This window comes from Streptomyces sp. PsTaAH-137 (genome assembly GCF_003259365.1).
Lineage (GTDB): Bacteria > Actinomycetota > Actinomycetes > Streptomycetales > Streptomycetaceae > Streptomyces.
In genome coordinates this window covers 246,023-271,855 of the sequence record NZ_QLLY01000009.1, presented here as the reverse complement: position 1 = coordinate 271,855, position 25,833 = coordinate 246,023, and the positions used below count along the sequence as shown (strand labels likewise).

The following is a 25,833-nucleotide window of genomic DNA, read 5'->3' as shown; positions in this document are numbered from 1 at the left end:
CCATGTCATCGGCACCCACGCTGGAAGAACTTGCCCCCGCCGGGCACGATCCGGCCCGCGACCCCTACCCCGTGTACGCGGCGCTGCGGGCGCGCGGCCCGGTCCATTGCGTGCTCGTTCCCGGGAGCGGCGAGAGCTGGCTCGTCGTGAGCCGGGACGCGGCGCGTCAGGCGCTGACCGATCCCCGGCTGAGCAACGACATCCGGCACTCGGCGACCTGGGACACCGACGGCGGTCACGCCCTCGGGCGGAACATGCTGCAGAGCGATCCTCCGCACCACACGCGGCTGCGCGGCCTGGTCGCCGGGCACTTCACCCCCGGGCGGATCGCCGCGCTGCGCCCGCGCGTCGAAGCCCTCGCGGACGCGCTTCTCGCCGATCTGCCCGAGCAGGGGACCGTCGACGCGGTCCACCGGTACGCGCTGCCGCTGCCGGTCGCCGTGATCTGCGAACTGCTCGGCGTGCCCGAGGGCGGGCGCGACGCCTTCCACGCCTGGTCGCGGGAGCTGGTGATGCCCACCTCGGAAGCGGCGGCGACTGCGGCCGGTGCGCAACTCGCCGGGCTGATAGGCGACTTGGTCGCGCGGAAGGCCGCCGATCCCGACGGCACACTTCTCGCCGAACTGCCCGTGGCGGGGCAGGACGGCGGCCTCGCCGCCGATGAACTCATCGGGATGGTCTTCCTGCTGCTCGTCGCGGGGCACGAGACGACCGTCCATCTGATCTCGGCGACCCTGTTCGGTCTTCTCACGCACCCCGACCAGCTGGCGATGGTGCGGGCGGATCCCTCACTCACGGCCGCCGCCGTCGAGGAGACCCTGCGCCATCGGGCACCGGTCCACTCCACCGCGTTCCGGTTCGCCTCGGAGCCGTTGGAGCTGGCGGGGACGTCGATCGCGGCAGGCGACGCGGTCCTGGTCAGTCTGGCGGCGGCGTCCCGGGACCCCGCGCACTACTCCGACCCCGACCGTTTCGACCTGCGTCGCACCGGTCCCGCGCACATCGCGTTCGGGCACGGGCTGCATCACTGCCTGGGAGCGCCCCTGGCCCGGATGGAGGCCGAGACGGCGCTGCGGCGCTTCCTCGCGCGCTGTCCGGAGGTCGCGTTCGCCACGGACCCGGCGACGCTCACCTGGCGCAGCAGCACGCTGCTGCGCGGCTTGACCGATCTTCCTCTGCGGCTGGGGCGGCGGTGACGGGGTCTGACAGAGGGTGTCGTTCACCGCAGTGACAGTGCGGCGGTGATCGTCTTTCCCTCGGGGCCGAGCTCCACGTCCAGGCGGGAGCAGAGCCGCTGGATCACCACCATGCCGTACCCGCCGGGGCTTCCCTTGCGGGTGCGCACCCGCTGCGGTGCGGTCCGGCTCGCGTCGCTCACCCGCAGCCGGAACTCGTCGTCCACCACCTCGGCCTCGAGCCGTGTGGCCCCGCCCGCGTGCACGAGGGCGTTGGTCACCAGCTCGCTGACCACGAGCAGCGCGTCCTCACTCAGCTGCCGGGCCCGCGCCGGTGGCAGTCCAGGACCCGCCTCGGCCAGTGCCGCGCGGACCGCCACCCGGGCGTCCGCACAACTGATCTCATCCGTTTCCAGTGCCTGGGCCGCGCTCATATGGTCGTAGGTCCTTTCCCGTACATGTCGCACCTCGTGCCGCCACAGTTCTCGCTTTCCCCGCACCCGTCCGTCCAACACTCGCCGGATCCGGTCGCTCCGGACGGGAAAAGGGGATCTGCTGATCACACCTCCAGGAACCTGTGGGAAGGTCAGCGGATGGTTTCCGACAGACAGAGAATCGACGTCACCCGGCAGGACCGGGTGACCGTGGTCTCCTTCCGTGACGACATGGACCTCACGGACGAGGCCGAGGCCTATCTCGCCCTCTCCGGCGCGCGCGGGGACACCGGCACCACCGGTACGCTCCTCGACCTCGCCGGCCTCACCTTCGCCGACAGCACGACGCTGAACGTGATCCTGCGCGCCTACAACGAGCACCAGGCGGTGCCGAGGCCCTTCGTGCTGAGCGGCCCCTACCACCCGGCCGTCGACAGGCTCTTCGAGATCACCGGCGCCGGTGAGGCGCTGGAGATGACCGACAGCCGCGCCGAGGGCCTGCGGCGCGTCCACGAACTCCAGGGACGACTCGGCAGCGACCAGGCCTCGACACCCGACGCGCAGTGACTCCGCAGGGCGGGCGCGAGCTGACGTCTCCCGTCGAGCTGTGCCGTCCCGACGGACGCTTGAACCCGGACGCGGTCGGCTGGACGCGGCGCCCCCTGCACACCGCCAATCTGCGGGGCTGGGGGCGGGTGAAGCGCTGGGAGTACTGGGGCATCGTCACTCCGGAGCACATCGTCGGCATCGTGGTGTCGTCGCTCGACTACGCGGGGGTGCACGGGCTCTACGTCCTCGACCGGGCGACCGGGCGGGAGACGAGCACGGACGCCGTGGTGCCGTTCGCGCGGGGCACGGCACTGCCCGTACGCAGCGGTGAGGGCGAGGTGCGCGCCCATGGCGGCGGTCTCCAGATCGACATCGCGCAGTCCGCGGACGGCTCCGCGATCCACGCGACGGGCCCCGGTGTGCGGCTCGACGTGGAGGTGCCACTGCCGCCGGGGCACGAGTCGCTCGGGGTGGTCGTGCCGTGGAGCGACACCCGGTTCCAGTACACCGTCAAGGACATCGGCCGGCCGGTGTGCGGCACTCTGAGCCTGCACGGGCGGAGCTACGAGGTGGGCGGTCCCGAGGCGTTCGCCGTGCTCGATCACGGCCGCGGCAAGTGGCCGTACTCGATCACGTGGAACTGGGCGGCGGGCAGCGGGCCCGGCCGGGCGATCCAGCTGGGTGGCCGATGGACCGACGGCACGGGCAGCACCGAGAACGCCCTGTTCGTCGACGGCCGCCTGCACAAGATCGGCGAGGAACTGCGCTGGAGCTACGACCGCTCGAACTGGCTTGCGCCGTGGCACATCGGCGGCGAGCGGGTGGACATCACCTTCCGCCCGTTCCACGAGAAGGCCGCCCGCACGAACCTGGGTGTCGTCGCGAACGAGACGCACCAGTGCTTCGGCCACTTCAGCGGCTGGGCGCTCACCGACGACGGCACCAGGACGGATCTCGACGGACTGGTCGGCTGGGCCGAGGAAGCCCGGAACCGCTGGTAGCGGACGGGTCGACTGGGCCGTACGGGTGCATATCCTGACACCTCATCACATGAGGCACTGTCGCGTTGTCATACGGTCATGACGATCGAACTCATCGCCCGACGGCCCATGCCCTCCCATCCCCGCCGCAGCGACGGCCAGGACCCGCTGCCCGCCCCCGAGGAACGCGGCAGGCTGCGCCGCGCGTGGCGGCTCAGCGAGGAGCAGGTGGCCGAGGCGTTCGGGGTGACGGCGGCGACGGTCCGCTCCTGGGAGGCCGGGCGCTCCGCACCGCGCGGGCAGCGCAGGGCGGCGTACGCGGCGTTCCTCAGCGGCCTCGCGCACGGCCTCGTGCCGGGACCCTCCTGCACCGGCACTCCCCCGCCCGCGGAACCACCGGCACCCCGCACTCCGCGTGCTCGACGTACTCCACGTACTCCACGCGCACGATCGGGCTCGGCCGCCGCGGCGAGCGCCGTGTCGACCGTGCTGCGCGGGGCCGCGCCCTCGGCGCCCGGACGGCCCGTGGGGCGGGCGCCCGATCCGGTGTCGCCCGCGCGTCTGCGCAGATTCCGTTGGACGACGGCGGCCGTGGGGATGTGGATCGTGTGCGGCCACCTGATGGCCACCACTCCTCTCCCCCATCCGTAGTCCGCAGTCCGCAGTCCGCAGTCCGCAGTCCGCAGTCAGAGGACGAAGACGCTCCGCGCCGTTTCCGTGGGGTACGTCTCGCCCGGGTAGACGAGCCATTCCACCTGCCCCGTGCAGTCGGGGCCGGTGTGGACCTCTGCGATGGCGTCGGTGTTGTTGACGACGGACGAGGGGAAGCGGTCGACGGCGTAGCACCCGCTCGGGTCGACGTGATTGACCCCGTCGACGACCAGGATGCCCTCGGCCGCGGAGGCCGAGCCCGGTACCGCGACGGCCAGGGTCGCCGCGGCCGCCAGCGCCCCGAGGGTCAGAGCGGTGCGTCGCATCATGGTGGATCCTCTCCATGGCGCGGGTCGCTCGTATCGCCACCCGCTGACACCACGGAACGTACCGGATCACACACACTCCGTAGCGGGCGTACGGGAGTGATCACCGGGAACGGAACGCGCCGTCCGCCTCACCCCAGCGAGGCGACCGCCGCCCGCAGCTTCGCCAGCGCCTCCAGAACGCACCGGGCCAGCTCCTCACCGCCGCCGCGCTCCCCCTCGGACCACTGCGCGAGTCCCCGCTTGAACGCGAGAACCCCCAACTCCCCCGCCACGGCGGCGACTTCGCCGGGGATCCGGCGCGCCTCCAGGGCCTCGATCATGGCAGCCGTGAGGCTGACGATCTTGAGCGCGTCGCGCTCCTGCAACTCGGTGCTGGCGGCGACGGCGGCCTTCACGCGCGGGGCGAGCTCACGATTCTGCGGACCCATGGCGCCAGACGCGCGCTCCAGACCCGCGGCGACGGCCTCCAACGGACTCGCACCGGCGGGCGCCTCCGAGATGCCCTCGACGAGCAGCCGGCTCAGCGTCTCCTGACCGGCCACCAGCAGATCGCGCTTGTCGGGGAAGTACCGGAAGAAGGTGCTCTTGGTGACCCCCGCGCGCTCGGAGATCTGCGCGACGGTCGTGGCGTCGTAGCCCTGCTCGGTGAACAGGTCGACGGCGGCCACGACGAGCCGTTCGCGTGAACCTGCTTCCCACCGTGCCATGCCGCCATCCTACGTGATGGGAGTCTTGTCCCATCACCGGTGTACGGTGATGGGACAAGACTCCCATCACTTGGGGTTCCATCACTTTGAGGAGAGACCTCATGCGCGTCTTCGTCACGGGCGGCACGGGCCTGATCGGCTCCACCGTCGTCGCCGAGTTGCTCGGCAACGGTCACTCCGTCCTCGCGCTCACCCGCTCCGAGACCTCCGCGGCGGCCGCCGAGGCCGCCGGCGCTCAGTCCCTGAGGGGCGGGCTCGCCGATCTGGACGTGCTGCGTTCCGGTGTCGCCGAGACCGACGGGGTCGTCCACCTCGCGTTCAGCAACGACTTCAGCAGCCCCGAGGCCCTGGCCCGGGGTGTCGCCGAGGAGAGTGCCGCGCTCGCCGCCCTGGGCGACGCGCTCGTCGGCAGCGACCGGCCGCTGGTCACGGTCTCGGGTACGCCGGTCGCGGCGGGCCGCCCGTCCACCGAGGCGGATCCGCTGCCGACGGACGGCCCCGTGGGCGGCCGCAGCGTCGCGGTCATGCGGGCGCTCGGTCTGGCCTCGCAGGGGGTGCGCAGTTCGGCGGTGCGGCTGCCGCGCACGGTCCACAACGAGGGCACGGGCGGTTTCGCGGGCCTGCTGACCAACATCGCGCGCCAGAGCGGCGTGTCCGGCTACCCGGGCGACGGCGCCCAGCGCTGGCCGGCCGTGCACGCGCTCGACGCCGCCGTCCTCTTCCGCCTCGCCCTGGAGCAGGCGCCGGCGGGCAGCGCCTGGCACGCCGTGGCCGACGAGGGGGACGCGGTGCGGGACATCGCCGCGGTCATCGGACGCCGACTGGACGTTCCGGTCCGGTCGGTGCCGACGGAGACCTACGGCCCGCTCGGCACGATCTTCGAGACAGACCAGCCGTCCTCCAGCGCCCACACGCGCGAGGCGCTCGGCTGGGAGCCCAGGCACCCCGCCCTGCTGGCGGACCTGGAGAAGATCCAGCCCTGACAGGGTTCCGGCGGGCGCGGGCGGTGCCGCCCGCGCCCGCCGGCCGAGTCCCGGTTACGCGTCCACGGCGGCGGGCTCGCGGGTACGGGTGTCGGCGGCCGGTGCCAGCAGAATGGCACCGGCCACGAACACGAGGACCGCGACCATCGCCGAGCGCAGGCCGTAGTGCTCGCCCAGGAAGCCCAGGGCCGGCGGGCCGACCAGGAACGCCACGTACCCGATGATGGCGACGAGGGAGACCCGGGCCGTCTGGTCGGGGCCCGAGTCGCCGGCCGCGGACAGGGCCACCGGGAAGCCGAGCGAGGCCCCGAGGCCCCAGAAGAGCACGGCGATCGCGGCCACGACGGAACTGTCCGAGAAGATCACCAGGACGAGCCCGACGGCACCGGAGACGGCGCTCGCCCGGACGACCGCCACCCGCCCGAAGCGGTCGAGGAAGTAGGAGCCGCAGAAGCGGCCCGTGGTCATCGCCGCGGCGAACCCGACGTAGACGAGGGAGCCCGCCGCCGCGTTCAGGCCGTGGCCGTCGACCATGAGCAGCGGCAGCCAGTCGTTCGCCGCGCCCTCGGCCAGGGCCATGGCCAGCACGATGGCGCCGATCAGCAGCAGCCGGTGGTCCTTCCAGACCTGCGGCCGGGAGCGCCGCACCTTCTCCGGCGTCGCCCGCTCGGCGCTGACGCCGATCCCGACGGGCACGGACCGCAGCGCGTACAGCAGCAGCGCGGTGGCCACGACCGCGACGACGGCGAGGTGCCAGTGGGCGGGTACGTCGGCGGCCGTGGCCGCCATTCCGACGAGTCCGCCGACCACCGTGCCGAGGCTGAAGCAGCCGTGCAGGGTGGGCAGGACCGCCCGGCCGGTGATGCGCTCGACGTCGGCCCCGTCCACGTTGATGGCCACCTCGCCCGCTCCCGTGCCGGCGCCGAACAGGCACAGTCCCGCGGTGACCAGGGGCGCGGAGGCGAGGACGCTGCCCGCGCCGATGACGACGACGGCGGCGACGATCAGCCAGGTGCCCAGGGCGATCACGGGCCGGGTGCCGAAGCGCGACACGAAGCGTCCGGAGCACAGGATGCCGGCCATGGCCCCGACGGAGAGGCCGAAGAGGACGAGACCCATCTGGGCCGTCGACACGCCGAGTTCGTCGCGCACGTCCGGGGTGCGGGTGACCCAGGAGGACATGGCGATGCCGTTGAGGAAGAAGAAGAGGTACAGGGCCTGACGGCGCCGGCGCACGGCAGGGTCTATCAACAGGGGCTCCGCAGGAGTTCGGAAAGAATGGACAGGCAGGCGACGCATCCCGCCCCCACCGGGTATGCACAAATGTACATACCCGGTGGGGCGGAGAGAAGAGAAGGCGGACGACGACGATGACCGGTAGCAACCGCGGCCCCAATGACCCCCGGCGGCGCGAGCGGATTCTCGACGCGGCCCTCGACGTCATCGCCGAACACGGCGCGATCAAGGTCACCTTCCGCCGGATCGCCGCGGCGGCGGGGGTCCCGCTCGGCTCGCTCACCTACTACTTCGACGACATGCAGCATCTGCTCACGGAGGCCTTCACCCGGCTCGCCGAGACCGTCTCCAGCCGCTACGGGGCCCTGCTGGCCGCGGCACGCACTCCCGAGGAGGCCCAGGAGGCCGTCGTGGAGATCATCTGCGGCAAGGTGTGGGGCTCCGACCGCAATCTCCTGCTCAGCTACGAGCTGTACGCCTTCGCCACCCGCCATCCCGAGCTACGCGAGGTGATGCGCTCCTGGATGCAGGCCAGCCGCGACTCCCTCGCCCGGCACTTCGACCCGCTCACCGCCCGCGCCCTGGACGCCCTGGTGGAGGGGTTCTCCATCCACAACTCCGTCGACGCCCGCCCCACCGACCGCGCGGGCATCGCGGCAGTCGTCAGCGCCGTCGTCGCACGCCCCGCCACCCCCGGCGTCGTCTAGGGTCGACACTACGATGAACAGCAACAACGCGTCCCCCGCCCCGCCCGCGAAGGCCGACAAGGCAAGCGTGCGGCGGCACAATCTGAGCCTGGTGCTGCGCACCGTCCACGACGAGGGCGAGGCGACCCGGGCCGGGGTCGCCGCACGTGTCGGGCTGACCCGGGCCGCGGTCTCGTCGCTCGTCGACCAGCTCCTGACGGAGGGGTTCCTCAGCGAGTGGGGCAAGACGTTCAGCGGGCAGGCGGGCCGCCCCGGGACCGTCCTGAAGGTGGCCCGCAGCGGCCCCGCGGGGCTGGGCGTCGAGATCAACATCGACTACGTCGCCGTGTGCGTCGTCGACCTCGCCGGCACGGACCGGGTCCGGCTGGTCGAGCGGATGGACAACCGCGGCACGGCGCCGGCCGCCGTCCTCAACCAGGCCGCCCGGATCGCCGCGCGGGCCGTCGCCTCCGCCACGGAACAGGAACTCCGTCCGGTGGCGGCCGAGTTGGCGCTGCCCGGTCTGGTCTCCGGCGGCGCGGTGCGGCAGGCGCCCAACCTGGGGTGGAACCGGGTTCCGGTCGAGGGCCTGTTCGCCCAGGCGCTCAGCGCGCTGCGGCCCGAGCACCGCGCTCTTCCGGTGAGCGCGGACAACGAGGCCAATCTCGCCGCGATGGCCGAGCTGTGGTTCGCCACGGCCGACGACGACCGCGCGCCCGTGAACAGCTTCGTCTACCTCACCGGCGAGATCGGTGTCGGCGGCGCGCTGGTCCTGAACGGTCAACTGCTGCGCGGCGCGCACGGGTTCGCGGGCGAGATCGGGCATCTGGTGGTCGACCCCGACGGGCCCCCGTGCAGCTGCGGTGCGCGCGGCTGCCTGGAGCAGTACGCGGGTCAGGCGGCGCTGTTGCGGGCGGCGGGCCTGGACGAGAAGGCGGGCGCGGCCGGCGTCGCGGAGCTGGAGGCGCGGGCGCGGGCCGGTCAGCCGCGGGCGCTCCAGGCCCTGGAGGAGGCCGGGACGCGGCTCGGCCGGGTGCTGTCGGGCGCGGTGAACCTGCTGGACCCGGACGCGGTGATCCTGGGCGGCGCCTTCCGCGAGCTGAAGCCCTGGCTGGCGCCCGCCGCCGACGCGGAGCTGACGGCGCGGGTGGTGTCGGGTCTGTGGACACCCGGCAGCGGGCGGCTGCGGGCCTCGTCCTCGTCCGGCGACGCGGCGCGGGGTGCGGCAGCCCGCGTGGTGCGCGACGTGCTGGCCGACCCGGCGGCGTACGCGGAGTCCGGGACAGGCTGAACGGCGGCGCTGTGGGCGCCGCCGCCATTGCCGTCGACTCCCCCTCCCTCAGCCGATGCTCTCCTTCAGCCGCGCGACATTGGCCCGCACATCGCCCTTGGCCAGATCGCTGCCGATGCTGACCGTGAAGGCACCGGCGGCGAGCCACTCGGCCGCGTTGTCGACGGTGACGCCGCCGGTCGCCACGATCCTGGCGCCGGGCAGGACGGACAGCAGCGACTTCAGGTAGGCGATGCCGCCGATGTTCGCGGGGAAGAGCTTCGCCACCCCGCGCCCGGCCGGGATCCGCAGCTCGCTCGGGGTGAATCCGCCCTCTACCAGGAGCCGCCCCGCCGCGTCGGCCACGGGGCGGACCTCCGGCACCTGGAAGGGGCTGACCAGGAAGTGCGCCCCGGCCGCGAGGGCGCGCTCGGCGATCTCGGGCGAGGTGACGGTGCCCAGGCCCAGGGTGACCTCGGGCGCCTCGCGCGACCAGGTCTCCACCAGCTTCTCCCAGCCGGGTGTGGTGGCCGTGAACTCGAAGGCGGTGATGCCGGATTCGACCAGGGTGCGGGCCATCCGGTCGGCCGTGTCGGCGTCGGCCTCGCGTACGGTCGGGGTGACGCGGGCCAGGCGCAGCCGTTCGATGACGGCGGGGACGTCGGTGACGGCAGGGACGGCGGGGTTCATCGGTGTCTCCGTACGGTGTTCGCTCATGCCGGGGCCGCGATGCGCGCGAGCGCGTCCAGGGTGGATTCGGCGTCGGTGCCGCTGGCGCGCAGCACGATGGCGTCGCCGCAGCGGATGTTGAGGGTCATCAGGGACAGGACGCTGCGCGCGGGCACCTCGGTGCCGTCCTCGCGGGCGACGGTCACCTCGGCGGCGGCGCGGGCGGCGGTCTGGGCGAAGGCGGCGGCGGGGCGGGCGTGCAGGCCGGCCTCCTCGGTGACCACCAGGCGGCGCTCGACGACGGTCATCGGGTTCCTCCCCCGAGCAGTGCGGTCAGTCGGTCCACGAGTTGGTCCTCCTCGTCGGGGCGCAGCGGGCGCGGGTCGATGAGCAGTCGGCCTGTCACCGCGAGGTGGTCCCGCAGGTGGACGCCCGTGGCGGCGAGTTCGGCCGCGAGGGTGGAGGCGTCGCGGCCCGCGGCGGCCGGGTCCACGGTCAGTTCGGTGCGGTGGATGGCGCGGCCCGCCTCGTCGCCGACGACCCGGGTGGTGACGCCGGGCAGGTCGGCGAGGCGCGCGGCCAGCTTCTCCATGCGCTCGCGGTGTCCGACGGGCACCGCGGTGCCGTAGTCGCGCAGCGCCTGGACGAGGCCGAACAGGGTCTCCTTGCCGACCTTCATGGGGCGGGCGATGCCGCCGTACTGCGCGCGGCAGGCGGCGATCCGTGCGGCGCTGCCGCAGATCATGCCGGAGGCGGGACCGCCCACGGCCTTGCCGCCGCTGTAGACGACCAGGTCGGCGCCGGTGGCGGGCCAGCGCTTCAGGTCCTCCTCGGCGGCCGCGTCGACGATGACGGGGATGTCGTGCCGGCGCCCCACCTCGATCGTCTCCGCGAGGGTGACCATGCCCTTCTGCACGGCGTGGTGGGACTGGACATAGAGGAGGGCGGCGGTGCGCGGGCCGATGGCGCCCGCCAGGTGGTCGGCGGTGACCTTGTTCGCGGAGCCGACCTCGACGGGACGGCCCCCGCCGAGCGCGACCATCTGGCGGATCGGGGCGCCGAAGTAGACGGAGTGCCCGCGCGGCAGGATCACCTCGCACGGCGCGTCGCCGGCGTCGGGCAGCGCCTCGACCCGGCTGACGTCGGTGCCCGCGATCACGGACGCGACCGCGATGGCGACGCCCGAGGCCGCTCCGGTGGTCGGGCAGCCGGCCTCGGTGCCGGTGGCGCGGGCGATCTCCCGGCCGACGGCGTCCAGCAGGTCGTCCATGACGACGTGCTGGCGGGCCGCGTCGCCCATGGCGGCGATGACGCCGTCGCCGAGCACGCTGCCGCCGAGGGCGGTCATCTTGCCGCTGGCGTTGATGGCGGGCGGTACGCCGAGGTCCTGATGGAGGGTGGGCACACGGTCTCCTTGCGCTGCGGGTACGGGAGCGGGGGCGGTCACTTGCCGGGGATGGGGAAGAAGAGGCCGGCGAGCATCGCGCCGATGATGGCGCCGCCGGTGAGCGGCTTCTGCCACTTGTAGAAGACGAGGGCGCCGATGGTGGAGCCGAGCCCCACGGGCAGGGACGCGGTCGCGGCGGAGATGATGACGAGGGGGCCCAGATAGCGTCCGGCGGAGTTGCCGGCGCCCATCATCACGTCGGCGCCGAAGGTCGAGGTGCCGCCCGTGGAGTTCACCGTGGCGCGCCGGATGACGATGATGGCGATGCCGATGATGCCGCCGAGCAGCGCGCCCACCGGGACCGCGAGCCAGAAGTGCTGGAGCGGGGCGGTGAATCCGGCGCCGAGGAGCATGGCGGGGATGCCGATGCCCACACCGGTCTGCAGGGATCCGCCGATGTCGAGGATGCCGACCATGGGGCCCTCGATGATGCGGGCGAACAGGAAGCCCGCGCCGAACGCCGCCGCGGCGCCGTAACTGCCGTTCTCCATACCGGCCTTGAGCATCGAGGCGACGGCGACGTCGTTGAACACCCCGGTGTCGTAGACGTAGTAGAGGTGGGTGCCGGTGAAGATGCCAGCCGCCAGGCAGGCCACGAAGACGGGGAAGGCCCACTCGGCGAGCCAGAAACTGCCTTCACCCGGCACCCTGCTGAGGAAGCCGCCCTTGGTCTCGGGCGCGCCGGAGTTCTGCGCGGGTATGCCGCCCGCGGCGGCGGTGGATGTGTCGGTCATGTCGCTGCCTGCCTCACTGGGGCTTGGTGCCGGTCGCGTCGTGGAACTGCAGGAGCCAGTGCGGGACGTGCACCTTCATCTGCTCCAGCAGGGTGATGTCGACGCCGCGCAGGAAGGTGCTGGCCACGAAGAGCACGATGACGACGCCGGCCAGCGACTTGGTGACCTTGGTCCAGCCGAGGTCGTCGACGCCCTTGGCGATGACGATGCCGAGCACGATGCCGGGGACCGCGTTGCCCATCACGAGGTGGCCGAGGCCGCCGAGGACGGTGCCCCAGGCTCCGGCGCGGCGGCCCGCGTCCACGGCCGCCATCCAGAAGATGATCGGCATGACGGGGTTGATCAGCCACTCCGACGCCGGGCCGAGCACCTGGGACGCGACCTCCTGGAGGGAGTGCGGGATGGAGGCGGCCGTCGTGTTGAGGAGGGTGACGAGGAGCATGCCGACGACGGTGCCGGTCAGCGCCATCCGGCGCGGGTTGTGCAGTGTCGCGTCGAGGTTGCGGTTCTTCGCCATGGCGACCGCCGCCGACCAGTGCGGCACGATGCGGTGGTCCACGTCCGAGGTCAGCGCGCCGGTGCCGACCGCGCTCGACCAGGCGTTGAAGAGGAAGCCGAGGCCGAAGGAGAAGTGGGCGACGGGGTCGTTCTGGCAGGCGTTGAGCTCGCCCAGGGTGCGGAAGGCGCCCATGCCCTGGACCTTCGGCGCGTGGAACATGCGGGCCACGCCCGCGCTCGCGCCGAAGCCGATGAGACCGCCGATGACGAGCGACTCCAGGAGGACGGTGAGGGTTTCGTTCATCGGGTCACCTCATGTGCAGGGCGTGCTGGAGCGACGAGAGCCGCTCCTCGCGCACCGTGAAGTCGACGGCGTCCAGGTCGAGTGAGGCCACCTGGACCTCGATGCGCAGCGTGATCTCGAAGCGCCGGCGGGTGCGCGGGAAGAGCAGGCCGAGGAACCGCTCGGTCCAGCGGTGCTCCACCGCGGAGACCACGTCGAGTTCCAGGGGCTCCACGCGGAAGTCGACGCCGTTCGTGCGCTTCGCGACCTCGGACTGCACCTGCCCGATGGCGGTGGCGAACGCCTTCTCCCGGGTGGGTCCCGAACCGCTGAGCCGCAGGGTGTGCCGGGACTGCTTCACGAGGCCTCCTTGGCGAGCTTCTTCAGCAGCGCCTCGGTGACCTTGAAGCCGAGCTCCTCGCTGTCGAGGAACCCGAAGCCGAGGACGGTGCGGCCCTGTTCCACGGCGGTGACCCCGGCCTGCGCCGAGCGCATGCCGAACTCGATGTCGTGGCCGTACTTGGCCTTGGCGGTGACGGCTCCCGCGCCGCCGCTCCCGCAGAAGGAGATGCCGAGCTGCGCGCCCTCGGCGTCCATCACGTCGCCCACCTTCATGTCGGCGCCGGGGCCGGGGATGAGGATGGGCTCGCCGCCCGCGGCGCGTACGCCGTCGGCGACGGCCTGCCCCTTGCCGAGCCGGTGTCCGATCACGATCTTGACTGTCATGGCGGTGCTCCCTGGTGTGTCGGTCATGCCTGAGGTGTCATGCCTGAGGTGTCATGCCTGAGGTGTCATGCCTGCGCTGTCATGCCTGCCGGCCGGTCTGGTGCTGAAGCTGCGCCGCCGCCTCGAAGTGCAGGGCGAGCAGCAGGATCTCGGTGTCGCGCGCGGAGAATCCGCGGGGCTCGCAGTACGCGTCGACGAGGGTGCGGACGGCCGCCATGCGCCCGGGGGCGATCTCGGCGCCGAGTTCCTCGTCGAGCGCGTCCAGGTGCTCGTCGCCGCGGACCCGCCGGACGAAGGCGAGGGCGTGCACGGCGAGCGCGAGCGAGCGGACGTCGTCGAAGCCGATGCCGCACGTCTCCGCGTAGACCTGGGCGAGCGGCAGGAGTTCGGCCAGGTCGGCGCGGTCGGCGTCGGTGACGGGCTGGGCCGAGTCCCGTACGGTCGTCGCGAGTCGCTCGATGAGGGGGGTGGTCATGCACGGGCCTCTCGGTGGTTCGGTGGGTGGTTCGTGTCGTACGGCGCGCCGGTCCGCGCGGGTGGCCCCGCTCAGGGCGCGCCGTCGACGGTGAGCGGGCGTCCGGCGCGTACCACGGCGGCGGCGCTCAGGCGGGTGGTGCCGGTCCGGGTGGCGCCGTCGGCGTCGGTCAGCGTGACGGGGCCCTCGGTCGGCCGCAGCAGCGTGAGGTCTGCCGCGGAACCGGCCCGGAGAGTGCCCAACTCGTCCTCCATGCCGACCACTTGGGCGGCGTGCAGGGTCGAGCAGCGGATCGCCTCGTGCGGGGTCAGGCCGAGGGCGACGAGTTTGGTGAGGGTCTCGACGAGGGAGTGCACCGGTCCCTCGACGTTGCGGTGGTGCAGGTCGGTGCTGATGGTGTGCGGGGTGAAGCCGGCGGCGAGGGCGCGTTCGGCGGTGGCGAAGCTGAGGCTGGCGCTGCCGTGTCCGACGTCGAGGCGGACCCCGCGGGCCACGGCGGCGCGTGCCTGGGCTTCGCTGCCGAAGAGGCCGCCGGGCTTGCCGTGGAAGGCGTGGGTGACGACGTCGCCGTCGCCGAGCAGGTCGAGTACGTCGCCGAGGTGCGGCGGTTCGTTGCCGACGTGGACCATCACCGGGCGGCCGACGCGGCCGGCCACGCGCTTGGCGGCCCGCAGCGGTTCGAGGCCGGAGTCGCCGAGGACCGACGCGCTCATCCGGATCTTGAGGCCGCGGACCCGGTCGGGGTGGGCGCGCAGCAGCTTCTCCGTGGCCGCCTCGTCGATGTCGTCGGGGCCGTGCGAGAGTTCCCGCCGTCCGTGGACGAGGCCATGCCGGGAGATGTTGAGCCAGCTCAGGACACGCGTGTCGGCCGGGCCGACAACGTTATCGGCGAAGTCGTCCCAGTGGTCGCTGCCGCAGCTGCCCGCGTCCACCACGGTGGTGACGCCCTGGCGGACCCCGATCTCGTCGGGGGGCACGCCGAGGTAGGTGCCGGGGGCGTAGACGTGCGTGTGCAGGTCGATCAGGCCGGGGGCGACGAGCAGTCCGGAGGCGTCGAGGGTTTCCTCGCCGGCGAGGGTTCCGGGGGCGCCGACGGCGGCGATGCGTCCGTCACGGACGGCCAGATCGCCCGGCGCGGGTGCGGCGTGCAGGGGATCGGCCAGCAGGCCGCCCGCCACGACGAGATCGAATCGTTGCGGGTGCACGGAGGAAGTTCCGTGTCCAGCCATGGACGGCCGCCTTTCACGAGCGTGAGAGTGGGTGCGTGGAGCATCCGGTCGCGCGGCACCGGGCACCCAGGCGCCGCGCCACAACCGAAGGACGCCACCCCGTTCCGTGGAGTAGAATGGCGTTCCGCTGTGCGGATCGATTGGCAACATAGTCCGCTTCTCCACGGAGGGTCAATGGAAGCGAGCAAGCCCGCGAATTCCGTCGCCAAGGCGCTGCATGTGCTGCATGCGGTGGCCCGCGCCGACGGGCCGCACCGGCTGGGCGACATCGCGGAGCGCTCCGGCGTCCCCAAGGCGACCGCGCACCGGGTCCTCGCGACCTTCGTCGAGGAGGGGTACGTGACGGCCGACGGCGACGGACGCTATGGCTGTGGAGTCCAGCTGCGCGCCCTGGCCGCCCAGGTCCTCGCGGACGACGCCGTGGGCATCGACGCCGTGCTGCGCGCGCTGCAGCAGCGGCTCGGGCAGGCCGTCCATCTGGCGGTACTCAGCGGGGACCACGCGACGTACACGCACAAGGTCGACCCGGGCCACGCCTACCGGATCGCGACCGACGTCGGCACGCCGCTCCCGCTGCACGCCACGGCCGCGGGCAAGGCCCTGCTCGCCCATCTGCCGCCGGCCGAGGCGGCGGACATCCTCAACCGCACCGGCCTGCCCGCCCGCACCCCGCGCACCCACACCGACCGCGCTGCGCTCGTCGAGGAGCTCGCCGCGATCCGCGCCGCCGGGTACGCCACCGACTACGAGGAGGCGGACGAGTCGATCTGCTCGCTCGCCGCGCCGGTGCTCGACGCGGACGGCACCGCGGTCGGCGCGGTCTCCGTCTCGTCGCTCACCTTCCTGGTCACCGAGGTCCAGTTGACCGAGTTCGCGCCGGCCGTCCGGCAGGCCGCGCAGGACGTGTCACGGCGCCTGTGAGCGCAACGACCCTCGTCCGGACATGCCGATGCCCGGCGGAGTGTTCCGCCGGGCATCGTGTGCCGAGTCCACCTGTCACACGCGGTGGGCCTCGATCAGCTTCCGGTACCAGTGGTAGCTGTCCTTCGGGGTGCGCTCCTGGGTGTCGTAGTCGACCCGGACGATGCCGAACCGCTTGGCATAGCCCAGCGCCCACTCGAAGTTGTCGAGCAGCGACCAGACGTAGTAGCCGCGCACGTCGACGCCCGCGTCCATGGCCGTGCGCAGGGCGGTGAGGTGGTCGTGGAGGTACGTCACCCGGTCCGTGTCGTGGACGGCGCCGTCGGCGGCGACCTCGTCGTACTCCGCGGTGCCGTTCTCCGTGATGTGGATCGGCGGCAGCGCGTCGCCGTAGCGCTCCTTGAGACCGGTGAGGAGCTGGGTGAACGTCTCGGGGACGACCGGCCAGTTCATGGAGTTGCGCCGCACATCGGGCCAGGGGCGCTCCGCGTACCGGTTGTCGGTGGCGACGCGGACGGCCGGGTCGGGCTCGCGGTGCGGGGCGTCGGCGACGAGGGTGGGCCGGTAGTAGTTGACGCCGAGGAAGTCCAGCGGCTGCGCGATCAGTTCGAGGTCGCCGTCGAGCCGGAAGTCCTGGCGGGTGATCAGCTCGCCCCAGGTGTCCTCGTCGGACTCCGGGTAGCGGCCCGCGAGGATCGGGTCGGTCCACACCAGGTTGTGCTGGGTGTCGGCGCGCAGCGCGGCGGCGCGGTCGGCGGCCGAGTCGGTGGCCGGGACGTTGAAGTCCGGGTTGAGGGTGATGCCGACCTCGCGCACCCCGGCCGCGCGCAGCTCCTTGACGGCGAGTCCGTGGCCGACGAGCAGGTGGTGGGCTGCGGCGAGGGCGGGGGTGCCCTCCTGGGCGCCGGGCGCGTGGCGGCCGACCGAGTAGCCGAGGAACGCGCTGCACCAGGGCTCGTTGAGAGTGATCCAGCGCGGGACGCGGTCGGCGAGGTGCCCGGCCACGATCGCCGTGTACTCGGCGAACCGCTCGGCGGTCTCGCGCACCCGCCAGCCACCACGGTCCTCCAGGGCCTGCGGCAGGTCCCAGTGGTAGAGGGTGGCGGCGGGCTCGATGCCCGCTTCGAGCAACTCGTCGACGAGGCGCGAGTAGAAGTCCAGGCCCTTCTGGTTGGCCGGACCCTGTCCCGTCGGCTGGATGCGCGGCCAGGCGATGGAGAAGCGGTACGACTCGACGCCGAGGTCGCGCAGCAGCGCCACGTCCTCGGGGTAGCGGTGGTAGTGGTCGCAGGCCACGTCGCCGGTGTCGCCACCGTCCGTGCGGCCGGGCGTGTGGCTGTAGACGTCCCAGATGGACGGGCCGCGGCCGTCCTCGTTCGCCGCCCCCTCGATCTGGTACGAGGCGGTGGCCGCGCCGAACACGAAGCCTTCGGGGAATACGGGCAAGTCACTCATGAGAAGCCTTACTTGACGGATCCGCCGGTGATACCGGCAGCAATGTACTTCTGGGCGAGAACGAGCAGCACGGCGGCCGGGATCGCCGACAGGACGGACGCGGCCATGACGGAGCCCCAGTCGCCGACGTGGGCGCCGATGTACTGGTAGATGCCGAGCGTGACGGGCTTGACGTCGTCGGTGGTGTTCAGCGTGAGGGCGAACATGAAGTCGCTCCACGCGTACAGGAAGGAGAACAGGCCGGCCGTGATCAGGGAGTTGCGGCTCATCGGCAGCACCACCTGGACGAAGGTGCGCAGCTTGCCCGCGCCGTCGACCTCGGCTGCCTCGATGACCTCCTTGGGGATCGCCACCATGAACGAGCGCATCAGGACGATGGCGAAGGGGATGCCGAGCGAGGCGTCGGCGAGCATCAGGCCGAAGTAGGAGTTGACCAGGCCGAGATCGACGTACGCGCTGTAGAGGGCGTTGGCGATGACGATGCCCGGGACCATCTGCGTGATGAGCGTGCCGAAGACGATGGACTTGGTGCCGGGGAGCCGGAACTGGGCGAGTCCGTACGCGGCGGGCGCGGCGACCGCGAGACAGATGACGACGGCGCCGAGCGCGACAGCGAGCGAGGTCAGCAGGTGGCCGCCCTGCTCGCTGATGGCGGACGAGAAGCCGGACAGGTCGATCGAGTGCGGCACGGGCGAGACTTCGAGGAGTCCCGACTCGGGCTGCAGCGCCGTGTTGATCATCCAGTAGAGCGGGAACAGCATCACGAGCAGGATGACGATGCCGGCGACGGTGGCGCCCCAGCGGCGCTTCGGCGCGCTGGACGTGCTGGACGCGGTGGCTGTTGCCATGCGGGTCACTTCCCCTCGGAGCGGTTGGCCCGCAGGTAGAACACCGCGAAGACGGCGGAGATCAGGATCAGGACGTTGCCGACGACGGCGCCCGCGCCGAAGTCGAGCTGGACGAAGGAGTTCTGGTACGTGAGCGTGCCGAGGGTCTGCGTGGAGTCGGCGGGCCCGCCGTCGGTGAGGGCCAGGATCAGGTCGAGGATCTTCACCGTCGACATGAAGCCGAGGACGAGCACGACCGTGATGACGGGCTTGAGCAGCGGCAGCGTGATGGAGCGGAAGGTGCGCCAGGCGGAGGCGCCGTCCAGGGACGCGGCCTCGTACAGCTCCTTGGGGATCTCCTGGAGTCCGCCGTAGAGGATCACCATGTTGAACGGGATGCCGATCCAGATGTTCACCATGATCACGGAGAACAGGGCCATGCCGGGGCTGGTCAGCCACGGGGTGTGGCCGCCGAGGCCGAGGGTGTCGAGGAAGGAGTTCAGGACGCCCGTGTCCTGGTCGAGGATGCGGCGCCAGACGATGCCGGAGACGACCATGGGGACGAGCCAGGGCAGCAGGATCAGCGAGCGCAGGAACCCGTTGAGGGGGAACCGCTTCGTGAAGAAGACGGCGAGCGCGAGGCCGATGCCGAACTGGCCGATCAGCGAGCCGATCGTGAAGACGATGGTGTGCCACAGCGCCTTGCCGAAGAGGTCGTCGTGGAAGACCTTGCTCCAGTTGTCGGTGCCGTTGAAGGGCGACTTGCCGTCGAAGAACGTGGACGGCGAGAAGTCCTGGAAGCTCATCACGACGTTGCGGACGAGCGGGTAGCCGAAGAACAGCAGCATGAAGACGACGGCGGGGGCGATGAAGCCCCACTGGGAGAGCCTGCGGCGGCGCCGCGTGTCGCGCTTCTTCACCGGGGTGGCGGGGGCCGGCCGGGTGGCGGGGGCGGCGGAGGCCGTGGTGGTCGACATGTTCGTGAAACCCCTCAGTTCCCGCTCGTGGCGCGCGCCTGCGCCTTCTTCAGCGCGTCCGCGCTGTTCTGACCGGTGAGCGCGGACTGGAAGGCGCTCTGCAGGGCCAGTGACACGGACGACCAGCCCGCTCCGACCTTCGCGGTGCGCGAGCGGGCGGTGGCCACCTGGTCGGCGAGCGCGTCGAGTTCGGGCACTTCCTTGCGCCAGATCGCGGCGGCCTTCTCGTTGGCGGGCACCATCCAGCTGTTGCGCGCGTAGGTGATCTGCTCCTTCTCGGAGGACATGCACCCGATGATCTTCGCGGCGGTCTTCTCGCGTGCCGTGTCGCCCGTCTTCGGGACGGTGAGGACGGCGCCGCCGAGCGGGCCGACGGAGTCGTCGCCGGACTTCGGCACCGGGATCTGCGCGATGCCCCAGTGCAGGGACTTCTTGGTGTTGAGGGTCTCGACCTGCCACGGACCGTTGATCATCATGGCGGCGTTGCCGGCCATGAACTGGTCGTTGACGTCGGCCTGCGTCCAGTTGACCGTGGACTTGGACAGCGAGCCGTCCTTGAGGAGGCCCTTCCAGTAGTCGAGGGCCTCGGCGACCTGCTTGCTGTCGAGGTCGGTCTCGTCGCCGCCGTTGGACCACATGAACGGCGTGAACTGGAAGACGCCGTCCTCGGCGCCGCCCGCGCTCAGGGCGATGCCGTACTGCTTGCCCTGGGTGAGCTTCTTCGCGGTCTCCTGCATCTCGGCCCACGTGGTGGGGACGTCGAGGCCGGCCTTCTTCAGGACGTCCTTGTTGTAGAAGAGGGCGAGGGTGTTCACCGTGCGCGCGGCGCCGTAGTACGTGCCCTTGTAGGAGCCGAAGTCGACGATGCCCTTCGGGATGTCCTGCGTGGACAGTCCGAGCGACTTCAGATCGACCAGACCTCCCGCCTCCGCGAACGTCGGCATCTCGGAGGCGTCGAACTGGATGACGTCCGGGAGCGACTTCGACGACGCCATCCGCAGCGACTTCGTCATGACCTGGGAGGCCGGGACGCTCTGCTGCTCGATGGTGATGCCCAGCTTCGCGCTGCACCGCTTCAGGGTGGCGGCGTCCCAGCCGTGGTACGAGTCGTCGGTCGAGGAGTTGAGGACGGTGTAGACGTCGTCGTCGCGCTGGCTTCCGCAGCCCGCGAGGGCGGCGGAGGCGACGAGGACGGAGACAACGGTGAGCGGGATCACGGCCCGCCGGCGTGCTGCTGTCACGGTCATTGCCCTTGCCTGGGGAGGGATGGCCGGCCCGGCGGAACGCCCGTGTTCCGCCGGGGGTGTCACTGCGTGAGGCGTACGGGTCCGGCCGGGCCGTACGCGGAGACCGGGCGAGTCGCCCGGGGTGCTCAGCGGGCGCCGAGCAGGTGGTCCATCGCGAGCTGGTCGAGCCGCTCGAAGGCCATCGAGCGGGTGGCCGCGGCCTCCACGTCGAACTCCTCGAACGCGCTCCTGTCGGCGAGGAGGGCGGCGAGACCGTCGGCGGCGGTGGGCTGCGCGAGCTGGTCGAGACGGGAGTCGAGCAGCGCCCTCTGCACCTCGGGGTCGGCGCGGAAGGCCGCGGCGCGCTCCTTGAGGATCAGGTAGTTGCGCATGCAGTTCTTGGCGGACTCCCACACGCCGTCGAAGCCGTCGGTGCGCACCGGCTTGAAGTCGAAGTGGCGCGGGCCCGCGTAGTCGGAGTTCTCCAGCAGGTCGACCAGCCAGAACGCCTGGCGCACGTCACCGGCGCCGAAGCGGAAGTCCTGGTCGTACTTGATGCCGGTCTGGCCGTTGAGGTCGATGTGGAAGAGCTTGCCCGCCCACAGCGCCTGCGCGATGCCGTGCGGGAAGTTCAGGCCCGCCATCTGCTCGTGGCCGACCTCGGGGTTCACGCCGACGAGTTCGGGGCGCTCCAGGCGCTCGATGAAGGCGAGGGCGTGGCCGATGGTGGGCAGGAGGATGTCGCCGCGCGGCTCGTTGGGCTTGGGCTCGATGGCGAACTTCAGGTCGTAGCCCTTCTCGGTGACGTAGTCGCCGAGCAGGTCGAAGGCTTCCTTCATCCGGTCGAGGGCGTCGCGGACGTCCTTGGCACCGCCGGACTCGGCGCCCTCGCGGCCGCCCCACGCGACGTACGTCTTGGCGCCCAGCTCGGCCGCGAGGTCGATGTTGCGGATCGTCTTGCGCAGCGCGAAGCGGCGGACGTCGCGGTCGTTGGCGGTGAAGCCGCCGTCCTTGAAGACGGGATGGGTGAAGAGGTTCGTGGTGGCCATCGGGACGGCCATGCCGGTCTCGTCGAGCGCCTGCTTGAACCGCTTGACGATCGCCTCGCGCTCGGCGTCGGTCGAGCCGAAGGGGATGAGGTCGTCGTCATGGAACGTGACGCCGTGCGCGCCGAGTTCGGACAGACGCCGCACCGACTCGACCGGGTCGAGCGCGGGGCGCGTGGCGTCGCCGAACGGGTCATTGCCCCGCCAGCCCACGGTCCACAGACCGAACGTGAACTTGTCTTCAGGGGTGGGGGTGAATCCGCCGGACATGGTGCCGTCCTTGGGTCGATCGTTTGTTTTCTGACATGACTAATACGTCATTCGGCCGCTCGGCGCCAGACCCAACGGCGAAACTCACACTTCACCGATCGGCAACGACCTGCTGTTACAAGGAATCGAAGCGCTTGCGCGACGTCACACCCCGCAACCCCTTGTTCTTTTGTTTTCTGTACGATCAAATGCGTCATACAGGCGCTTTGAGTCGAGTCCGGCTTCACGGCGCAGGCAAGATCACCAACACGTTGAAGGGGTGAGGGGGCTTCATGGCCGTCGTGATCGGCGTGGACAGCTCCACGCAGTCCACCAAGGCAGCCGTCACGGACGCCGCCACCGGCCGGATCCTCGCCGTCGGCCGCGCTCCGCACGTGGTCACCGGCGAGCACGGCGCCCGCGAGACCGAGCCGGACGTGTGGTGGTCGGCGCTGCGCGACGCGGTGGCGAACGGGCTCAAGGAGGCGGACATCGCCCCCGAGGCCGTCACCGGGATCGCCGTCGCCGGACAGCAGCACGGCCTCGTCGTGCTCGACGCGGACGGCCGCCCGCTGCGCCCGGCCGCGCTGTGGAACGACACCCGCTCCGCACCGCAGGCCGCCGCGCTGACCGAGGAGTTCGGCGGCCCGGACGCCTGGCTCGCGCGCACCGGTTCCGTACCGGTCGCCTCGCTCACCGCGACGAAGTGGCGCTGGCTGCGCGAGCACGAGCCGGCCCGCCCGATCGCCGCCGTCCGGCTGCCGCACGACTTCCTGACCGAGCGGCTGTGCGGGCAGGCGGTCACCGACCCCGGCGACGCCTCCGGCACCGGCTGGTACTCCACGGCGACCGGCGCCTACGACCCCGAGGTGCTCGGCCTCCTCGGCCTGCGGCCCGAGCTGCTGCCCGCGGTCGCCGCGACCGGGGGCACCCGCGCCGGCTCACTGACCGCGGCGGCCGCGAAGGCGCTGGGCCTGCCCGAGGGCATCGCGGTGGCCGCGGGCACCGGCGACAACATGGCGGCCGCGGTCGGCCTCGGCCTCGGCGGCGCGGGCCTCCTGGACCACCCGGTGGTCAGCCTCGGCACCTCGGGCACCGTCTTCACCGCCACCCGCACCCGCCCGGCCTCCCGGGATCTCGCCGGGTTCGCCGCGACCGACGGTACGTATCTGCCGCTGGCCTGCACCCTCAACTGCACGCTCGCCGTCGACAAGGTCGCCGCCCTGCTGGGCCTGGACCGCGAGGACGCCGAGCCCGGCGGCGGCGCCGTGCTCCTGCCGTACCTCGACGGCGAGCGCACCCCGGACCTGCCGCACGCCACGGGCCTGCTCACCGGCCTGCGGCACGCCACCAGCGGGCGACAGCTGCTGGGCGCCGCGTACGAGGGCGCCGTGTTCACCGTGCTGCGCGCCCTGGACGCCCTGCTGCTGGCCTGCGGTCTCGACCCGGACGACCCCGAGGTCGCCGCGCGCCCGCTCCGGCTGATCGGCGGCGGCGCCCGCGGCCGCACCTGGGTGGAGACGGTGCGCCGGCTCTCCGGACGGCCCGTGCTGCTGCCCGAGTCCGGCGAGCTCGTCGCGCTCGGCGCCGCCGCGCTCGCCCGCGCCGCCGCCACCGGCCTCGACCCGGTCGCCGTCGCCACCGCATGGGACACCGGCCGGGGCAGACCGCTGCCGGCCGTGCCCCGCGACCAGGTGACCTGGAACCGGCTGGCCCACGTCCTGGACGAGGCGTCGCCCGCCCTGCTGACCTGAACCGCCCCGCACGACCGCGCACCATCCCGCACCACCCCCCGCACCCCCAAGGAAGATGATGAAGTTCACCGACGGCTTCTGGCTGATGCGCGACGGGGTCGATGCCTCGTACGCCACCGAGGTACGCGACGTCCGCGCCGGCGACGACCGCTTCACCGCGTTCGCCGCGGTCAAGCGGGTCGAGCGGCGCGGTGACACCCTCAACGCCCCGCTCCTGACCGTCGACTGCTTCTCCCCCGCCGAAGGCGTCATCGGCGTCACCGTCACGCACCTGGCGGGCCGCAGGCACCGCGGCCCCGACTTCGCCCTGCCCGGCGCGGACACCGGCGTCGGCCGGGTGCGCCGCGACGGCGACGTCGTCGAGCTGACCAGCGGCGCGCTCGGCGTCCGCCTGGACACGGGCGCGCCGTGGACCCTGTCGTTCCGCGACCCGGAGGGCCGCGAGGTCGCCTCCGTGGGCCGCAAGGGCACCGCCTTCCTCACCACGGGCGACGGCGCCCACCACATGGCCGGCCAGCTGTCCCTCGGCGTCGGCGAGCAGGTCTACGGGCTCGGTGAGCGCTTCACGCCGTTCGTGAAGAACGGCCAGGTCGTCGACATGTGGCAGGCCGACGGCGGCACGAGCAGCGAGCAGGCGTACAAGAACATCCCGTTCAGCCTGCACGTCTCCCCCACCGGCGCGTACGGCGTCTTCGTCGACCACCCGGGCAAGGTCAGCTACGAGATCGGCTCGGAGTCCGTCGGGCAGATGCAGTTCAGCGTCGAGGACCAGACGCTGACCTACTACGTCGTCGCGGGCCCCGAGCCCAAGGACGTGCTGCGCCGCTACACCGCGCTCACCGGCCGTCCGGCGCTCCCGCCGGCCTGGTCGTTCGGCCTGTGGCTGACCACCTCGTTCACCACGCAGTACGACGAGGCGACGGTGACGAAGTTCGTCGACGGCATGGCCGAGCGCGACATCCCGCTGTCCGTCTTCCACTTCGACTGCTTCTGGATGCGCGAGTACCAGTGGTCGGACTTCGCCTGGGACCCGGACGTCTTCCCGGACCCGGTCGGCATGCTGGCCCGGCTCAAGGAGCGGGGCCTGAAGATCTCCGTGTGGATCAACCCGTACATCGCCCAGAAGTCCGCGCTGTTCGACGAGGCCGCACAGCTGGGGTACCTGGTGCGGACCGCCGAGGGCGACATCTGGCAGTGGGACCTGTGGCAGGCCGGCATGGGGCTCGTGGACTTCACGAACCCCGACGCGTGCGCCTGGTTCCAGGCGAAGCTGAAGGTGCTCCTCGACCAAGGAGTGGACTGCTTCAAGACGGACTTCGGCGAGCGCATCCCCACGGACGTGGTCTGGCACGACGGGTCCGACCCGGAGCGCATGCACAACTACTACACGCACTTGTACAACAAGGTCGTCTTCGACCTCCTGGAGAAGGAGCGCGGCAGCGGCGAGGCCGTGCTGTTCGCGCGGTCCGCGGCGGCGGGCGGGCAGCAGTTCCCGGTGCACTGGGGCGGCGACTGCTGGTCGTCGTTCGGCGCCATGGCCGAGTCGCTGCGCGGCGGTCTGTCCTTGTCGCTGTCCGGCTTCGGGTTCTGGTCGCACGACATCGGCGGCTTCGAGGGCACCCCGGACCCGGCGGTCTTCAAGCGCTGGCTGCAGTTCGGCCTGCTCTCCTCGCACAGCCGGCTGCACGGCTCGTCCTCGTACCGCGTGCCGTGGGAGTTCGGCGACGAGGCGGTGGACGTGGCCCGGCAGTTCACCGAGCTCAAGCACCGCCTGATGCCGTACCTGTACGGGGCTGCCGTCGAGGCCCACCGCACGGGTGTCCCGCTGATGCGCCCGATGCTGCTCGACTTCCCCGGGGACCCGACCGCCCGCGTCCTCGACCGGCAGTACATGCTCGGCCCGGACCTGCTGGTCGCGCCGGTGTTCTCGGCCGACGGCGACGTGGAGTACTACCTCCCCGAGGGCACCTGGACGCACCTGCTCACCGGTGAGCAGGTGCAGGGCCCGGCCTGGCGCAGCGAGCGGCACGGCTTCGACAGCCTGCCGGTGTACGTGCGGCCCGGCGCGGTGCTGCCGCTCGGCGCGGACACGAGCCGCCCCGACGGCGACTGGCTGGCGGACCTGTCCCTGCTCGTCGCGCCCGGCGGCGCGGAGCACGGCACGGTGACCGTGTCGGTCCCCGACCACCAGGGCCGGGAGGCGGCCACGTACGAGGTCGTGCGGGACGCGGCGGGAGCGGTGACCGTGACCGCGCCACAGGGCCGGGACGTTCCCTCGGTGGTGCGCTCCGTGCGGTAGCGGACCCCCAGCGGCCGA

General features: G+C 72.0%; 28 protein-coding genes. 10 read left to right on the top strand and 18 right to left on the bottom strand.

Annotated elements, in window-relative coordinates; genetic code table 11:
* Positions 1–2 precede the first annotated feature (2 nt).
* The gene (locus K377_RS21735; protein ID WP_111665115.1) at positions 3–1,196 is read left to right on the top strand and encodes a cytochrome P450; all 1,194 of its coding nucleotides are present in this window, start codon (positions 3–5) and stop codon (positions 1,194–1,196) included.
* Between the two features lie 23 nt (positions 1,197–1,219).
* Here K377_RS21735 and K377_RS21730 read toward each other — a convergent pair whose 3' ends face one another.
* Entirely contained in the window at positions 1,220–1,609 is a 390-nt protein-coding gene (locus K377_RS21730) for an ATP-binding protein (protein WP_111665114.1), read from the bottom strand.
* Between the two features lie 159 nt (positions 1,610–1,768).
* On the opposite strand from K377_RS21730, the gene K377_RS21725 reads away from it, so the two are divergent.
* The 3 genes from K377_RS21725 to K377_RS42735 all read left to right on the top strand — a co-directional run bounded on the left by K377_RS21725 (position 1,769) and on the right by K377_RS42735 (position 3,789).
* Positions 1,769–2,176, top strand: coding sequence for an STAS domain-containing protein (locus tag K377_RS21725; protein WP_111665113.1), 408 nt, complete (start codon positions 1,769–1,771; stop codon positions 2,174–2,176).
* Positions 2,173–3,159 (top strand): DUF2804 domain-containing protein, encoded by a 987-nt coding sequence (locus tag K377_RS21720; RefSeq protein WP_111665112.1) that lies wholly within the window; start codon positions 2,173–2,175, stop codon positions 3,157–3,159. The genes K377_RS21725 and K377_RS21720 overlap by 4 nt, the downstream gene beginning before the upstream one ends.
* A 78-nt stretch (positions 3,160–3,237) precedes the next feature.
* Complete coding sequence (locus K377_RS42735; protein WP_181512615.1) at positions 3,238–3,789, top strand: helix-turn-helix domain-containing protein; 552 nt, start codon at positions 3,238–3,240, stop codon at positions 3,787–3,789.
* 35 nt (positions 3,790–3,824) lie between these two features.
* Here the strand turns inward: K377_RS42735 and K377_RS21710 are convergent, their stop codons facing one another.
* Complete coding sequence (locus tag K377_RS21710) at positions 3,825–4,118, bottom strand: hypothetical protein (RefSeq protein WP_111665111.1); 294 nt, start codon at positions 4,116–4,118, stop codon at positions 3,825–3,827.
* A 128-nt stretch (positions 4,119–4,246) separates the two neighbouring features.
* Positions 4,247–4,825 (bottom strand): TetR/AcrR family transcriptional regulator, encoded by a 579-nt coding sequence (locus tag K377_RS21705; RefSeq protein WP_111665110.1) that lies wholly within the window; start codon positions 4,823–4,825, stop codon positions 4,247–4,249.
* Between the two features lie 101 nt (positions 4,826–4,926).
* Here K377_RS21705 and K377_RS21700 point away from each other — a divergent pair, with 101 nt between their 5' ends.
* A complete protein-coding gene (locus K377_RS21700) occupies positions 4,927–5,808 on the top strand; it encodes an SDR family oxidoreductase (RefSeq protein WP_111665109.1) in 882 nt (293 codons plus the stop codon).
* A 54-nt stretch (positions 5,809–5,862) separates the two neighbouring features.
* On the opposite strand, the gene K377_RS21695 is transcribed toward K377_RS21700, so the two are convergent.
* Positions 5,863–7,059 carry an MFS transporter gene (locus K377_RS21695; protein ID WP_111665108.1) on the bottom strand — a complete coding sequence of 399 codons (1,197 nt, stop codon included), beginning with the start codon at positions 7,057–7,059 and terminating at the stop codon, positions 5,863–5,865.
* 119 nt (positions 7,060–7,178) lie between these two features.
* Here K377_RS21695 and K377_RS21690 point away from each other — a divergent pair, with 119 nt between their 5' ends.
* Both K377_RS21690 and K377_RS21685 read left to right on the top strand, forming a co-directional pair.
* Positions 7,179–7,751: a TetR/AcrR family transcriptional regulator gene (locus K377_RS21690; protein WP_111665107.1), complete on the top strand. Its 573-nt coding sequence runs from the start codon at positions 7,179–7,181 to the stop codon at positions 7,749–7,751.
* 13 nt (positions 7,752–7,764) lie between these two features.
* Positions 7,765–9,021 (top strand): ROK family transcriptional regulator, encoded by a 1,257-nt coding sequence (locus K377_RS21685; protein ID WP_111665106.1) that lies wholly within the window; start codon positions 7,765–7,767, stop codon positions 9,019–9,021.
* A 48-nt stretch (positions 9,022–9,069) separates the two neighbouring features.
* Here the strand turns inward: K377_RS21685 and K377_RS21680 are convergent, their stop codons facing one another.
* From K377_RS21680 to K377_RS21640, 9 genes are all read right to left on the bottom strand, one after another.
* Positions 9,070–9,690, bottom strand: coding sequence for a bifunctional 4-hydroxy-2-oxoglutarate aldolase/2-dehydro-3-deoxy-phosphogluconate aldolase (locus tag K377_RS21680; protein ID WP_111665105.1), 621 nt, complete (start codon positions 9,688–9,690; stop codon positions 9,070–9,072).
* 23 nt (positions 9,691–9,713) lie between these two features.
* Positions 9,714–9,977: an HPr family phosphocarrier protein gene (locus K377_RS21675; RefSeq protein WP_111665104.1), complete on the bottom strand. Its 264-nt coding sequence runs from the start codon at positions 9,975–9,977 to the stop codon at positions 9,714–9,716.
* Positions 9,974–11,074: a DgaE family pyridoxal phosphate-dependent ammonia lyase gene (locus K377_RS21670; RefSeq protein ID WP_202454714.1), complete on the bottom strand. Its 1,101-nt coding sequence runs from the start codon at positions 11,072–11,074 to the stop codon at positions 9,974–9,976. The genes K377_RS21675 and K377_RS21670 overlap by 4 nt, the downstream gene beginning before the upstream one ends.
* A 38-nt stretch (positions 11,075–11,112) precedes the next feature.
* Positions 11,113–11,850 carry a DUF4310 family protein gene (locus K377_RS21665; protein WP_111665103.1) on the bottom strand — a complete coding sequence of 246 codons (738 nt, stop codon included), beginning with the start codon at positions 11,848–11,850 and terminating at the stop codon, positions 11,113–11,115.
* Between the two features lie 13 nt (positions 11,851–11,863).
* The gene (locus K377_RS21660; RefSeq protein ID WP_111665102.1) at positions 11,864–12,652 is read right to left on the bottom strand and encodes a DUF4311 domain-containing protein; all 789 of its coding nucleotides are present in this window, start codon (positions 12,650–12,652) and stop codon (positions 11,864–11,866) included.
* Between the two features lie 4 nt (positions 12,653–12,656).
* Positions 12,657–12,992: a DUF4312 family protein gene (locus K377_RS21655; protein ID WP_111665101.1), complete on the bottom strand. Its 336-nt coding sequence runs from the start codon at positions 12,990–12,992 to the stop codon at positions 12,657–12,659.
* Positions 12,989–13,357: an SFCGS family glycine-rich protein gene (locus K377_RS21650; RefSeq protein WP_111665100.1), complete on the bottom strand. Its 369-nt coding sequence runs from the start codon at positions 13,355–13,357 to the stop codon at positions 12,989–12,991. Before K377_RS21650 ends, K377_RS21655 begins: the two co-directional genes overlap by 4 nt.
* Before the next feature lie 79 nt (positions 13,358–13,436).
* Complete coding sequence (locus K377_RS21645) at positions 13,437–13,832, bottom strand: hypothetical protein (RefSeq protein ID WP_111665099.1); 396 nt, start codon at positions 13,830–13,832, stop codon at positions 13,437–13,439.
* Between the two features lie 71 nt (positions 13,833–13,903).
* Positions 13,904–15,037, bottom strand: a complete 1,134-nt coding sequence (locus tag K377_RS21640) for an amidohydrolase/deacetylase family metallohydrolase (protein ID WP_161195000.1) — start codon at positions 15,035–15,037, stop codon at positions 13,904–13,906.
* 198 nt (positions 15,038–15,235) lie between these two features.
* On the opposite strand from K377_RS21640, the gene K377_RS21635 reads away from it, so the two are divergent.
* Positions 15,236–15,982 (top strand): IclR family transcriptional regulator, encoded by a 747-nt coding sequence (locus K377_RS21635; RefSeq protein WP_111665097.1) that lies wholly within the window; start codon positions 15,236–15,238, stop codon positions 15,980–15,982.
* Between the two features lie 75 nt (positions 15,983–16,057).
* On the opposite strand, the gene K377_RS21630 is transcribed toward K377_RS21635, so the two are convergent.
* From K377_RS21630 to xylA, 5 genes are all read right to left on the bottom strand, one after another.
* Entirely contained in the window at positions 16,058–17,437 is a 1,380-nt protein-coding gene (locus tag K377_RS21630; RefSeq protein ID WP_111665096.1) for a GH1 family beta-glucosidase, read from the bottom strand.
* 8 nt (positions 17,438–17,445) lie between these two features.
* Positions 17,446–18,285 (bottom strand): carbohydrate ABC transporter permease, encoded by an 840-nt coding sequence (locus tag K377_RS21625; protein WP_111665095.1) that lies wholly within the window; start codon positions 18,283–18,285, stop codon positions 17,446–17,448.
* A gap of 5 nt (positions 18,286–18,290) precedes the next feature.
* Positions 18,291–19,241 (bottom strand): carbohydrate ABC transporter permease, encoded by a 951-nt coding sequence (locus K377_RS21620; protein WP_111665094.1) that lies wholly within the window; start codon positions 19,239–19,241, stop codon positions 18,291–18,293.
* A gap of 14 nt (positions 19,242–19,255) precedes the next feature.
* Positions 19,256–20,482 carry a sugar ABC transporter substrate-binding protein gene (locus K377_RS21615; RefSeq protein ID WP_258395094.1) on the bottom strand — a complete coding sequence of 409 codons (1,227 nt, stop codon included), beginning with the start codon at positions 20,480–20,482 and terminating at the stop codon, positions 19,256–19,258.
* 131 nt (positions 20,483–20,613) lie between these two features.
* Entirely contained in the window at positions 20,614–21,783 is a 1,170-nt protein-coding gene (gene xylA / locus K377_RS21610) for a xylose isomerase (RefSeq protein WP_111665092.1), read from the bottom strand.
* 272 nt (positions 21,784–22,055) lie between these two features.
* Between xylA and xylB the strand changes: the two genes are divergently transcribed.
* A complete protein-coding gene (xylB, locus tag K377_RS21605) occupies positions 22,056–23,516 on the top strand; it encodes a xylulokinase (RefSeq protein WP_111665091.1) in 1,461 nt (486 codons plus the stop codon).
* Positions 23,517–23,574: 58 nt separating this feature from the next.
* Complete coding sequence (gene yicI, locus K377_RS21600; RefSeq protein ID WP_111665090.1) at positions 23,575–25,815, top strand: alpha-xylosidase; 2,241 nt, start codon at positions 23,575–23,577, stop codon at positions 25,813–25,815.
* The last annotated feature ends 18 nt before the right edge of the window (positions 25,816–25,833 follow it).

Coding starts and splice junctions, on each gene's coding strand:
- K377_RS21665 (WP_111665103.1), bottom strand. CDS start 11,850: ATGACCGACACATCCACCGCCGCCGCGGGCGGCATACCCGCGCAGAAC.
- K377_RS21735 (WP_111665115.1), top strand. CDS start 3: ATGTCATCGGCACCCACGCTGGAAGAACTTGCCCCCGCCGGGCACGAT.
- K377_RS21630 (WP_111665096.1), bottom strand. CDS start 17,437: ATGAGTGACTTGCCCGTATTCCCCGAAGGCTTCGTGTTCGGCGCGGCC.
- K377_RS21620 (WP_111665094.1), bottom strand. CDS start 19,241: ATGTCGACCACCACGGCCTCCGCCGCCCCCGCCACCCGGCCGGCCCCC.
- xylB (WP_111665091.1), top strand. CDS start 22,056: ATGGCCGTCGTGATCGGCGTGGACAGCTCCACGCAGTCCACCAAGGCA.
- K377_RS21685 (WP_111665106.1), top strand. CDS start 7,765: ATGAACAGCAACAACGCGTCCCCCGCCCCGCCCGCGAAGGCCGACAAG.
- K377_RS21725 (WP_111665113.1), top strand. CDS start 1,769: ATGGTTTCCGACAGACAGAGAATCGACGTCACCCGGCAGGACCGGGTG.
- K377_RS42735 (WP_181512615.1), top strand. CDS start 3,238: ATGACGATCGAACTCATCGCCCGACGGCCCATGCCCTCCCATCCCCGC.
- K377_RS21635 (WP_111665097.1), top strand. CDS start 15,236: ATGGAAGCGAGCAAGCCCGCGAATTCCGTCGCCAAGGCGCTGCATGTG.
- K377_RS21650 (WP_111665100.1), bottom strand. CDS start 13,357: ATGACAGTCAAGATCGTGATCGGACACCGGCTCGGCAAGGGGCAGGCC.
- K377_RS21710 (WP_111665111.1), bottom strand. CDS start 4,118: ATGATGCGACGCACCGCTCTGACCCTCGGGGCGCTGGCGGCCGCGGCG.
- K377_RS21625 (WP_111665095.1), bottom strand. CDS start 18,285: ATGGCAACAGCCACCGCGTCCAGCACGTCCAGCGCGCCGAAGCGCCGC.
- K377_RS21675 (WP_111665104.1), bottom strand. CDS start 9,977: ATGACCGTCGTCGAGCGCCGCCTGGTGGTCACCGAGGAGGCCGGCCTG.
- K377_RS21700 (WP_111665109.1), top strand. CDS start 4,927: ATGCGCGTCTTCGTCACGGGCGGCACGGGCCTGATCGGCTCCACCGTC.
- yicI (WP_111665090.1), top strand. CDS start 23,575: ATGAAGTTCACCGACGGCTTCTGGCTGATGCGCGACGGGGTCGATGCC.
- K377_RS21645 (WP_111665099.1), bottom strand. CDS start 13,832: ATGACCACCCCCCTCATCGAGCGACTCGCGACGACCGTACGGGACTCG.
- K377_RS21680 (WP_111665105.1), bottom strand. CDS start 9,690: ATGAACCCCGCCGTCCCTGCCGTCACCGACGTCCCCGCCGTCATCGAA.
- K377_RS21660 (WP_111665102.1), bottom strand. CDS start 12,652: ATGAACGAAACCCTCACCGTCCTCCTGGAGTCGCTCGTCATCGGCGGT.
- K377_RS21730 (WP_111665114.1), bottom strand. CDS start 1,609: ATGAGCGCGGCCCAGGCACTGGAAACGGATGAGATCAGTTGTGCGGAC.
- K377_RS21705 (WP_111665110.1), bottom strand. CDS start 4,825: ATGGCACGGTGGGAAGCAGGTTCACGCGAACGGCTCGTCGTGGCCGCC.
- xylA (WP_111665092.1), bottom strand. CDS start 21,783: ATGTCCGGCGGATTCACCCCCACCCCTGAAGACAAGTTCACGTTCGGT.
- K377_RS21690 (WP_111665107.1), top strand. CDS start 7,179: ATGACCGGTAGCAACCGCGGCCCCAATGACCCCCGGCGGCGCGAGCGG.